At 70.3% G+C, this 10,525-nt stretch carries 9 protein-coding genes and 1 pseudogene; 5 read left to right on the top strand and 5 right to left on the bottom strand.

Annotated elements, in window-relative coordinates:
* Positions 1–88 precede the first annotated feature (88 nt).
* Complete coding sequence (gene rffA, locus QH283_RS13720; protein WP_280503385.1) at positions 89–1,228, bottom strand: dTDP-4-amino-4,6-dideoxygalactose transaminase; 1,140 nt, start codon at positions 1,226–1,228, stop codon at positions 89–91.
* The gene (locus QH283_RS13715; protein WP_280503384.1) at positions 1,218–2,360 is read right to left on the bottom strand and encodes a glycosyltransferase family 2 protein; all 1,143 of its coding nucleotides are present in this window, start codon (positions 2,358–2,360) and stop codon (positions 1,218–1,220) included. The genes rffA and QH283_RS13715 overlap by 11 nt, the downstream gene beginning before the upstream one ends.
* A 405-nt stretch (positions 2,361–2,765) precedes the next feature.
* Between QH283_RS13715 and QH283_RS13710 the strand changes: the two are divergent.
* The 3 genes and pseudogenes from QH283_RS13710 to QH283_RS13700 all read left to right on the top strand — a co-directional run.
* A pseudogene (locus QH283_RS13710) lies at positions 2,766–4,862 on the top strand (hypothetical protein); the annotation flags it as partial.
* A gap of 21 nt (positions 4,863–4,883) precedes the next feature.
* Complete coding sequence (locus QH283_RS30320) at positions 4,884–5,312, top strand: GtrA family protein (RefSeq protein ID WP_280503386.1); 429 nt, start codon at positions 4,884–4,886, stop codon at positions 5,310–5,312.
* Between the two features lie 38 nt (positions 5,313–5,350).
* Positions 5,351–5,578, top strand: coding sequence for a Trm112 family protein (locus tag QH283_RS13700; protein WP_280503383.1), 228 nt, complete (start codon positions 5,351–5,353; stop codon positions 5,576–5,578).
* A 33-nt stretch (positions 5,579–5,611) separates the two neighbouring features.
* On the opposite strand, the gene QH283_RS13695 is transcribed toward QH283_RS13700, so the two are convergent.
* From QH283_RS13695 to QH283_RS13685, 3 genes are read right to left on the bottom strand one after another with little or no spacing between them, the layout of a single operon-like run.
* Positions 5,612–6,235, bottom strand: a complete 624-nt coding sequence (locus QH283_RS13695; RefSeq protein WP_280503382.1) for a TetR family transcriptional regulator — start codon at positions 6,233–6,235, stop codon at positions 5,612–5,614.
* A complete protein-coding gene (locus tag QH283_RS13690) occupies positions 6,232–7,020 on the bottom strand; it encodes an ABC transporter permease (protein ID WP_280503381.1) in 789 nt (262 codons plus the stop codon). The genes QH283_RS13695 and QH283_RS13690 overlap by 4 nt, the downstream gene beginning before the upstream one ends.
* Positions 7,017–7,772 (bottom strand): ABC transporter ATP-binding protein, encoded by a 756-nt coding sequence (locus tag QH283_RS13685; RefSeq protein ID WP_280503380.1) that lies wholly within the window; start codon positions 7,770–7,772, stop codon positions 7,017–7,019. Before QH283_RS13685 ends, QH283_RS13690 begins: the two co-directional genes overlap by 4 nt.
* 144 nt (positions 7,773–7,916) lie before the next feature.
* Here QH283_RS13685 and QH283_RS13680 point away from each other — a divergent pair, with 144 nt between their 5' ends.
* Positions 7,917–8,552 carry a DNA-3-methyladenine glycosylase gene (locus QH283_RS13680; RefSeq protein WP_280503379.1) on the top strand — a complete coding sequence of 212 codons (636 nt, stop codon included), beginning with the start codon at positions 7,917–7,919 and terminating at the stop codon, positions 8,550–8,552.
* 129 nt (positions 8,553–8,681) lie between these two features.
* Positions 8,682–9,971, top strand: a complete 1,290-nt coding sequence (tyrS, locus tag QH283_RS13675) for a tyrosine--tRNA ligase (protein ID WP_280503378.1) — start codon at positions 8,682–8,684, stop codon at positions 9,969–9,971.
* Positions 9,972–10,525: the final 554 nt, after the last annotated feature.

Below are 10,525 nucleotides of genomic sequence, written 5' to 3'. Positions count from 1 at the left end.
ACGCGCCCGGGGGGCGTCCGTTTGGGCCCGGGGGGGGGAAATCCGATCCGGCCGGACGCGACGTCGGCGGTGACCGATGCGAGGGGATTCAGACGCGGAACCCGGTGACGGCGGCGAGCACCCGCTCGACCTGTTCGTCGCCGAGTCCCGGCCACAACGGCAGGCGCACCAGTGTCGCCGAGAATTCCGCGGTGTGCACGCAGGGGCGCGGGGTGCGGCCGAGTTTGAGCCCGGCCGGACTGGAGTCCAGCGGCACGTAGTGGAACGGCGCGGACACCCCGCGCGCGGCCAGATGGGCGATCAGGTCGTCGCGATGCCGCTCGGTGGGGGTGCGCAGGTAGAACAGGTGCGCGGTGTGCTCGCGTTCCGGCGGCACCGTCATCAACCGGATGTCGTTGCGCGCGGCCCAGTCCCGCAGGCCGCCCGCGTAGGCGTTCCACACCCGGTGCCTGCGGGCCTGGATGAGGTCGAACTCGTCGAGCTGGGCGTCGAGCACGGCGGCGTTGAGCTCGCTGGGCAGATAGCTCGAACCGATGTCCTGCCAGGAGTACTTGTCGACCGTCCCGCGCAGGAAGCGGGCCCGGTCGGTGCCCTTCTCCCGGATGATCTCCGCGCGCGCCATGAGGATCTCGTCGGTGAGCAGCAGCGCCCCGCCCTCGCCGCAGTGCAGGTTCTTGGTGTCGTGGAAGCTGAGCGTGCCGATCGTGCCGAGGGTGCCGAGCATCCGCCCGCGCCAGCGGCCGCCGAAGCCGTGCGCGTTGTCCTCCACGACGGCGATGCCGTGCGCGGCCGCCAGTTCCGTCAGCCCGGCCATGTCCGCGGCCACGCCCCCGTAGTGGATGACCACCACAGCCTTGGTGCGCGGGCCGACGGCCGCGGCCACCGACGCCGGATCGATGTTGCCGGTGGCCGGGTCGATGTCGGCGAACACGCAGGTGCAGCCGCGCAGCGCCATGGCTGTGGCGGTGGAGGTGAAGGCATAGCTGGGGACGATCACCTCGTCGTCGGGCCCGAGTTCCAGCAGCAGCCCGGCCATCTCCAGTGCCGAGGTGCACGAGGTGGTCAGCAGCACGTGCGGGGTCCGGCAGATCGCGGCGATCTTGGCCGTCGCCGAGGCGGTGAACGGGCCGTCGCCGTGGCTGTGGTCGGAGGCCAGCACCGTCGCCAGGTTGTCCAGTTCTCTGCGGGCGCGATGCGGACGGCTGAAGAGGATGCGTTCAGTGCTCACCGGCCGCGCTTCCGGCGTTCGGTTCGCCCGTGCCGCCGTGCCGCGGCGTCGGGGTGCGCACGGTGAGGAACAGCGGCTTGCCGACGAGGATGTGCAGGGCGACGCCCAGATATTCGGCGATCATGCCGAGCGAGAACAGGATCGCCCCCGAGCAGAGCAGCAGCACCACGATCATGGAGGCCCAGCCCTCGGGCGCCCAGTGCTCGGTGGTCAGCACCTTGTACACCACGCAGGCCGCCATCACCAGACCCGCCAGCGCCAGCGTCACCCCGAGCATGCTCACCACGCGCAGGCCGCGGGTGCCGCTGCACAGCACCATCTTCCAGAACAGCGAGAACAACCGCCGGTAGTTGTAGCCGGACTCCTGCCTGCCCTCGGCGCGCAGCGTCACCGGCTGCTGGGCCACCCGCCCGACCACCCAGGTCAGGGCCACGTCGAGATAGGCGCCGTTGGAGGCCACCTCGGCGAGTTGCCTGCCGATGTCGCCGCGGATGAGCCGGTAGCTCTCGAACCTGGTGGAGGCAGGGAAGGCGAAGAGCGTGGCGAGCACGAGTTTGGCCCCGCGCGAGGTGACATTGCGTAGCAGGCCGTGCGGGCGGGTGTTGACCGGCTTGGAGTAGACCAGGTCGGCGCGCTCGCTCAACGCGGTGTCGAGGAAGGCGCCGATGCCGGCCGGATCGTGCTGGCCGTCCTCGTCCATGGTGACGATCCAGTCGCCCGCCGCCACCGACATGCCCGCGATGGTCGCGGCGTCCTGACCGAAGTTGCGGCTCAGCCAGATCACACGGACCTCGGGGTGCGCGCGCTGGAGTCGCTGTATCACCACATCGGAGCGATCCGGCCCGTCGTCGTGCACGAGCACGATCTCGGCGATCACGTAGGGCACCCCGCCCGGGGTGCGGCTGAGCGCGGTGAACCGGCGCAACTCCGCCACCAGCGCGGCGATGGTCCGCTCACCGCGATAGACGGGAACGACCACCGAGATCGTGTGCGGGCGCTCGACTCCGGCGCGCGTGGGGCGCGGCTCGGCCTCGATCCGTCCGGCGGGCGTGGCCACGGCACGCTCGACGGTGCGGGCGGCGGCGGGCGAGGGGTGCCCGGACGGCGCGGGGTGTGCGGTGGGAATCGGCATCGACGGGTCGGCTTTCGACGATGGTGGGCCGGTGCCGCGACGGTTCGCGAAACGCGTATACGGGACCGGTATACGACACACAGGTGGGCGTCACTGTAACAGCGGTCGTCGATTTCTCGACGCGACTCGCCGGGTGGTTTCCGAGGGAAATGCGCCGATCGGAAACAGTTGTGTGCCAGCAAAATTCGGCAATTCGGGAAAAACGGTCGGAGTCGACCCGGTGGGGCATGCGATCTGTAATGTGTGGAAACCGTGACGGACAGTGCGGTGCGCGAGCGAACGAGGCAGATCCCGCCCACGGCAGAGGGGGGTGTCCAGTCGGACGCCACCGTATCCGCCCAGGTGACGTCGGCGGGCACCGAGCGGCGCGTGGTCAGGCGCTGGGCGCTGGCCACCGCGGCGGGCGTGCTCGGCGGATATCTGGCGGTGCTGCTCGCCAATCCGCGTCACTATTTCACCGACGACACCGAATCCCAGTACTCGCCATTGTGGGTCGGCCTCGGTCGCGCGCTGCGCGAGGGCACCTTCCCGGTGATGGTGCCCGAACATTGGATGGCCGGGAACAACACGATGGACGACGCGGGACTTTTCAACCCGCCGCAATTGCTCGTCGACCTGATCGCGCCGTCGGTGGACAACATCGCGCTCTATGCCACCGTCGTCAAACTGCTGTTCTCGATCCTCGCCGCGCTCGGCGTCTACCGCGTCTGTCTGGTGTACCGGGCGCAACCCGCGTGGGCGGCGGTGGCGGGCGTGGCGTTCCCGCTGTCGGGCTTCTTCCTGTTCTTCGATCAGGCGAGCTGGATGACCGCGTTGACCGGCACGGCGTGGATGCTGCACGCCTGGGCCTCGGCGGTGCGCTACACCCGCGGCGAGTCCGGCCCGATCCCGGTGTTCGTGTTCCTGTACCTGACGATCACCGTCCAGTACATCTTCCCGTCGGTGGAGGCGGTGCTCATGCTGGTCGCCGTCGCCGTCGGCGAACTCGTGCACCGAGGGCAGTGGTGGCCGGTGCTGCGGCTGGCCCTGGTTTCGGCCTGCGCGGGCCTGGCCGGACTGCTCACCTTCCTGCCCAGCCTGCTGTCGGCGAAGGTCACCTGGCGCGGCGTCTCTGCCGTCGTGAACGACCAGTTCCTCACCGTGCCCTGGTCGGAGTCGCTGAACGCGAGCCTGCCGAGCGCCCTGCCCGCCTACACCTCCTGGTGGGGTTACGTGCAGCCGCTGCCGTCGACCTACATCGCCTGGTTCCTCGTCCCCGCACTGGCTTTCGTCGACTGGGGCCGCGCGCGGCAGTCGTGGCGCGAACTGAGCGCGGTCGCCATCTTCTCGGCCGCCGCCCTGCTGTGGATCGCCGGTCCCGGCACCATCGGCCCGCTGCGCTGGCCTGCCAGGGTGCTGCCCATGCTCGCGGTCGGCCTGCTCGTGCTGGTCTGTGTGCTGCTCAGCCGCTTCGGGGCCTTCCGCGCACCGAGGCACCGGCTGATCGGCGCGGCGGTGCTGGTGCTGGTGTTGCTGCTGCGCTCGGCCTCCGCCGATCCGCACGGCACGCCGTGGCACATCGTCTCCGCCGTCGCGGTGCTGGCGCTGCTCGCGGCGGTGGTGCGCCTGGCGGGCACGCGCGGCGTCGCGGCGGCCTGCGCCATGACCATCGCGGCCATGTTCCCCATCGCCCACCTCCAGGTGCGCGCCGCCCAGCCGACGCCGATGGCCTGGAACCTGCCCGCCCACCGGGACGACGCGAAAGCCGCCTTCCCCGAATTCCCCGGCACCACCATCCAGCTCGGCGAGCGCGGCCTGCTGGGCGAGGCCGACCGCGAACCCGCAGCCGCCTACCGCTCACTGGTGTTCGGCAACTACGCGCGCACCCTGGACCGCACCTACGTCAACGGTTACACCCCCACCGGCCACTACTACTTCGGCGATCTGCTGTGCATGCGCTGGGACAGCAGCGTCTGCCCCGACGCCTACCGCCGCCTGTTCGCTCCCGAACCGGATACCGGTCGCGCGCCGGTCGACCTGATGAACCTCGACCGGGTGGTCCTGCAACGCGCCCTGTTCCCCGACGCGGCGGACCAGCCGGCACCCGAGGGCTGGCACTGGACCGCGGTCTCCGGCCACGAGGACTACATCGCCGTCCTCGAACGCGATGCGGGCCCGGTCTCCACCCGCAACGGCCGCATCTCGCACACCGAGAACGTCACCGCCGCATCGATCGACGAGACCGACACCACCAGCAGGCTGCGCGTCGACTCACCCGACGGTGGTCTCGTCGTCTTCGCCCGGCTCGGCTGGCCCGGCTACCGCGCCACCCTCGACGGTGAGCCGATCCCGATCACCACGGTCGCCAGGAGCTTCGTCGCCGTGCGGATCCCGGCAGGCGCCGACGCCGCCGAACTCGTGCTGACCTGGCGACCGCCGGGCTGGAAGATCGGCATCGCCGCGATGCTCGCCGGGCTCGCCGGGCTCGGGATGGCGCAGTGGTGGCACCTCCGCACCCGGCGTGCTGCCGCCCGACCGGGCCGCCTGCCCGGTTCGGTCCGCCGCTTCCTGCGTCGGCAGGAGGTCGGCTTCGTCCTGGTCGGCGGCTTCAACACCGCGCTCGGAATCGCTCTCACCCTCGCCTGGCTGACCGTGCTGCCGGACCGGCCGTGGGCGCCCGCGGCCGCGGTCACAGCGGCCTACACGATCAGCGTGGTGGTGGCCTTCGTCCTGCATCGCACGCTGGTGTTCCGGGTGCGCGGCCGGGCGCTGCGCGACTTCGCCGCCTTCGTCGCGGTCAACTCCGGCGGCCTGGCTCTGAACACGGTGCTGTTGTCGCTGGCGGTGACGGTGCTGCACCTGCCGGCGCGGGGCTCGGCGGTGGTGATCATGGGGGCGGTGGCGGTGGCGAGTTTCTTCGGCCACCGGCACATCTCCTTCCGCCGTCGGCCGGTCGTCGAGGCGGCCTCCTGAGTCGGGCAGGCGCATCGGGGTCGGGTAGGTTCACCACCATGCCGGAGCGCACCGCCTTGGACCCCATCCTGCTCGACCTGCTGGCCTGCCCCCAGGACAAGGGCCCGCTGCTGCTCGTCACCGACGAGTCGGGTGCCGACGTGCTCTACAACCCGCGCCTGCGCCGGTCCTACCCGATCGAGAACGGCATCCCGGTGCTGCTCGTGGACGACGCCCGCGACGTGTCCGAGGCCGAGCACGAGAAGTTGATCGCCCAGCACAACTGAGCCGCCCGGCCGGCACTGCCCGCCCGGCCCGGTTCAGTCCGGCCGAGCGCCGATGTCGCCGGTGAAGTAGCGCTGGAGCGTCGGGCCCACGGCGGCGACCAGGTCCTCGATCGGCATCGAGGCCAGCGGCTCCACCCCGATGATCTTGCGGGCCACGATGATCCCGATCATCTGCGAGGCGGCCAGTGCCACCCGCTCGCGCGCGTCGTCGGCCTCGGTGGCGATGCGCACCCTGATCCGCTCCAGCACCACCTCGAGAACGAAGGTACGCACCAGGGCCGGGTCCGCGCCCGCCAGCAGGCTGCGCAGGACGGCGACGGCGGCGGGGCCTGCGGGGGAGTCCCACACGGTGGCGACCGCGCGCACGATCGTCTCGCCGAGTTGTTCCACCGGCGCCGCGTCCACCAGCGCCAGCACCGTCTCAGGATCGACCGGCAGCTCCACCGCCGCGGCGAACAGCTGCTGCTTCGTGCCGAAATAGTGGTGCACGAGCGCGGGATCGACACCGGCGTCGGCGGCGACCGACCGGATCGAGGTCTTGTCGAAACCGTGCGCGGCGAAGCGTGTGCGGGCCGCCGCGAGGATCGCCGCCCTGGTCCCTGACGTTCCGCGCCTGCGGCCGGACCGCCCTGGACGCCCCGGCGCCGCGGCGCTCACGCGCTGCGCCGCCGTAGCGTGGCCGCGCCGAGCACCAGCGCGACGATCGCGAACGCCGCGACGATCAACAGATCCCGCGCCATCCGTCCGGTGGGCTCGGCATGGGTGGAGACCTGTTCCAGCGCGTCGACGGCATAACTCAGCGGCAGCACGTTGCTGATGATCTCGAGCCAGCGCGGCAACTGGTCACGCGGGACCAGCAGACCGCACAGGAAGATCTGCGGCCCGACAACCAGCGGCATGAACTGCACCGCCTGGAACTCCGTGCGCGCGAAGGCGCTCGCCAGCAGGCCGAGCGCCACCCCGCAGATCGCGTCGACCACCGCGATCAGCACCACCCAGCCGGGATTGCCCGCGGCCTGGAGATCGAGCAGTCCGAACGACACCAGACAGGCGACCACCGCCTGCCCGGCCGCCGCCACTGAGAACGCCGTGCCGTAGCCGCCGATCAGGTCCAGTTTCGACAGCGGTGTGGTCAGCAACCGCTCCAACGTGCCGGAACTGCGCTCGCGCTGCATGGCGATCGCGGTGACCAGGAACATTACCAGGAACGGCAGGATGCCGAGCATGCTGATGCCGACCCGATCGAACAGCGCGGGGCCGCGCGGATCGGCGGGCGCCTCGGCGTAGATGAAATACAGCAGCGACATCAGCACCGCCGGGACCACCAGGATCATCCCGACCGTGCGGTGGTCGTTGCGCAACTGCCGCAGGATGCGGGCGGTGGTGGCGGCATAGGGCCGCAGGGTGACGGTGGGCCTGGTGCGGGCGGGCCAGGTGGTCATGACCTCGGTCCTGTCGTGATGAGGGTCAGAAAGGCGCGTTCGAGGTTGTCCTCGCCCGTCCGGGCGCGCAGTTCGTCCGGGCTCAGCTGGGCCAGGAGTCTGCCCTCGCGCATGAGCAGCAGCCGGTCGCAGTATTCCGCCTCGTCCATCACATGGCTGGAGACCAGCAGGGTGGCGCCCGCGGCGGCGAGTTCGCGGAACCTCTTCCACAGTTCGACGCGCAGCACCGGGTCCAGCCCGACGGTCGGCTCGTCGAGCACCAGCAGATCCGGCCCGGCCACCAACGCGCACGCCAGCGAGGCCCTGGTCCGCTGGCCGCCGGACAGTTCGTCGCCACGCTGCCTCGCGTGTTCGCGCAGCCCGACTGCCTCGATCGCCTCCGCCACGTCGTCGCGGGAACAGCCGGACAGCGCGCCGAAGTAGGCCACGTTGTCGTGGACGGAGATGTCGGGGTAGATGCTCGGCGCCTGGGTCACGTAGCCGATCCGCCTGCGCAGCTCACGTGACCCCGCGTCCAGGCCGAGCACCCGCACCCATCCCGAGCGCACCAGCTGGGTGCCGACGACGCAGCGCATGAGTGTGGTCTTCCCGCAGCCGGATGGACCGAGCAGGCCGGTGATGGAACCGCGCGGGACGGTCAGCGAGATGCCGTGCAGCACATCGCGTTTCCCGCGCCGCACGACCAGATCGCGCACTTCGACAGCCGAGTCGGACGCGGCAGGCGGTGACGGGGCGGCGGGACGATGGGTCATGACGCGACCTCAATTCATCAAGCGTTGAATTCACTATATGGTGAATTCTGCGCCTCGACACCACCCGCGCGCAATGCCCGGGCGCCGACCGCGCGGCGAACGGCCGTGACCAGCGACGATCATCGCGTCACGCACAATGGCCGCGTGTCAGCCGAAGAACTCCTCGCCGTCGACGAACTGGTCGTCGAACCACCCGCCGCCGCCCGCCGCCTGCTCGGCGCCACCCTGCGCTCCGGGCCTGTCGCCATCCGGCTGGTGGAGGTGGAGGCCTACGGCGGCGACCCGGCGGGGCCGTGGCCCGACCCGGCCTCGCACTCCGGCCGAGGCCGCACCGAGCGCAATGCCGTGATGTTCGGCCCAGCGGGCCACCTGTACGTGTATCTGAGCTACGGCATGCACTTCTGCGCCAATGTCACCACCGGTCCCGACGAGACCGCGAGCGCCGTGCTGCTGCGCGCGGGCGAGGTCGTCGAGGGCATCGACGTGGTGCGCGCTCGCCGCCCCACCGCCCGCGCCGACGCCCACCTCGCCCGCGGGCCGGGCAACTTCGGCACTGCCCTCGGCATCGGGCTGTCCGACTACGGCACCGCGCTGTTCGACCCCGACTCCCGCATCCGCCTCGAACTGGCCGCACCGCTTTCCTCGGACCAGATCGCTGCCGGTCCTCGCGTCGGCGTCAGCACCGCGGCCGACCGGCCATGGCGGTTCTGGCTGCCGTCCTCGCCCGCGGTGTCGGCCTACCGGCGCAGCCCGCGCGCGGGTCGCCCGGCCGCGACGTAGTCCCCGCCGCGCCCGCCCCGAGCGGCTCGACCCGCTTCCCCGCACCCGGACGGCGGGCCGCGCCGGATCACCGGGCGGGGTGGTACCTGCGCATAGGCCCAGGACAGCGGTGCGGAAAGATAGAGCGGCGTGAGCGGCGACATCATCGATGAACTGACCTGGCGCGGACTGATCGCGCAGTCCACCGACCTCGACGCCCTGCGCGCGGCCCTGGCCGAGGGACCGCTGACCCTCTATGCCGGCTTCGATCCCACCGCGGCCAGCCTGCACGCGGGGCACCTCGTGCCGCTGCTCGCGCTCAAGCGCTTCCAGCGCGCGGGCCACCGGCCCATCGTGCTCGCCGGCGGCGCCACCGGGCTCATCGGCGATCCCCGCGACGTGGGCGAACGCACCATGAACTCCACCGACACCGTCGCCGAATGGGCCGCGCGCATCCGCTCGCAGCTCGAGCGCTTCGTCGACCTCGACGACTCACCGACCGGCGCGATCATTGTGAACAACATGGACTGGACCGGCCCGCTCAGCGTGGTCGACTTCCTGCGCGACATCGGCAAGCATTTCTCGATCAACGTCATGCTGGCGCGCGACACCGTCAAGCGCAGGCTGGAGAGCGACGGCATCTCCTACACCGAGTTCAGCTACATGCTGCTGCAGGCCAACGACTACCTGCAGTTGCGCCGCAGCCACAACTGCCGCCTGCAGGTCGGCGGCTCCGACCAGTGGGGCAACATCGTCTCCGGCGTCGAGCTCAACCGCCGTGTGGACGGTGAGACCGTGCACGCGCTGACCGTGCCCCTGGTCACCTCGGCCGACGGCAAGAAGTTCGGCAAGTCCACCGGCGGCGGCAGCCTCTGGCTCGACCCGGAGATGACCAGCCCCTACGCCTGGTACCAGTACTTCGTGAACACCGCCGACGCGGACGTCGTGAAGTACCTGCGCTGGTTCACCTTCCTCGACCGGGAGGAACTGGCCGAACTCGAGCAGGCCACCGCCGAACGCCCGCACGCGCGGGAGGCTCAGCGCAGGCTCGCCGCCGAGATGACCACGCTGGTGCACGGCGAGGAGAACACCAGGGCGGTGCAGCTGGCCAGCCAGGCTCTGTTCGGTCGCGGCGAACTGCGCGACCTCGACGAGCCGACCCTCGGAGCCGCCCTGCGTGAGACCGCCGTCGACGGCCGGGTCGCCACGATCGAGCCGGGCAGCTCGCCCACCATCGTCGACCAGCTGGTCGCGACCGGGCAGTCGGAGAGCCGCGGCGCGGCCCGCCGCACCGTCCACGAAGGCGGCGCCTCGGTGAACAACCAGAAGATCGCCGACCCCGAGTGGACCCCCGCCGACAGCGACTACCTGCACGGACGCTGGCTCGTCGTGCGCCGCGGCAAGCGGAACACGGCCGGCGCGCTGCGCGCGGAAAAATGATCTTGGTGTCTCGGGTCACAATTGCGTGGCCCGTGCCCGTTTTCCGCCGCCCGACAAGCCTCTGACCTGCGGAATCACATGCGTGTAGTGCGGATTTGACGTGGTGTTCTCCGCCGCGTAACTTATTCCACGTCAGAGCGACACGGACACCGACCCGGAGCCGAGACGCAGAGCCGCAAGGCTCGGCGGGGCGCGGGAAACGAGGTAGGACGAGGAGCGCCTGACGAGCAGCCTGGATCACACCGAGCGGACTTGACTCCGTGCGGAGCCGTGGTTAGGCTGGAAAAGTTGCCTCACAGAACAACCGGATAGCCGGTCGGATGTGTGTGCGCCTGTTCTTTGAGAACTCAATAGTGTGTCGATGAATGTCAGTGCCAAATATTGTTTTTGGTTCTCGTTCTCCCACCCCCGTGGGGGGGATGAGACATTTTTTGTCAGCTAATTTCCGGCTGGCGATTGTTTTGCTGGGTTTTCGGACTCTAGTTTAGATCTGATTGCATCCCTGTGGGGGTGTGATTGTGAGTCTTCAACGGAGAGTTTGATCCTGGCTCAGG

Source organism: Nocardia farcinica, from assembly GCF_029867845.1.
Classification (GTDB): Bacteria; Actinomycetota; Actinomycetes; order Mycobacteriales; family Mycobacteriaceae; genus Nocardia; species Nocardia farcinica_A.
The sequence above is the reverse complement of the archived record's forward strand: the minus strand, read 5'-3'. Positions and strand labels throughout refer to the sequence as shown.

Bases quoted from the DNA above. Each gene is read 5' to 3' on its own strand.
- QH283_RS13685 (WP_280503380.1), bottom strand. From the start codon at position 7,772: ATGACCCATCGTCCCGCCGCCCCGTCACCGCCTGCCGCGTCCGACTCG.
- QH283_RS13690 (WP_280503381.1), bottom strand. From the start codon at position 7,020: ATGACCACCTGGCCCGCCCGCACCAGGCCCACCGTCACCCTGCGGCCC.
- QH283_RS13700 (WP_280503383.1), top strand. From the start codon at position 5,351: ATGCCGGAGCGCACCGCCTTGGACCCCATCCTGCTCGACCTGCTGGCC.
- QH283_RS13715 (WP_280503384.1), bottom strand. From the start codon at position 2,360: ATGCCGATTCCCACCGCACACCCCGCGCCGTCCGGGCACCCCTCGCCC.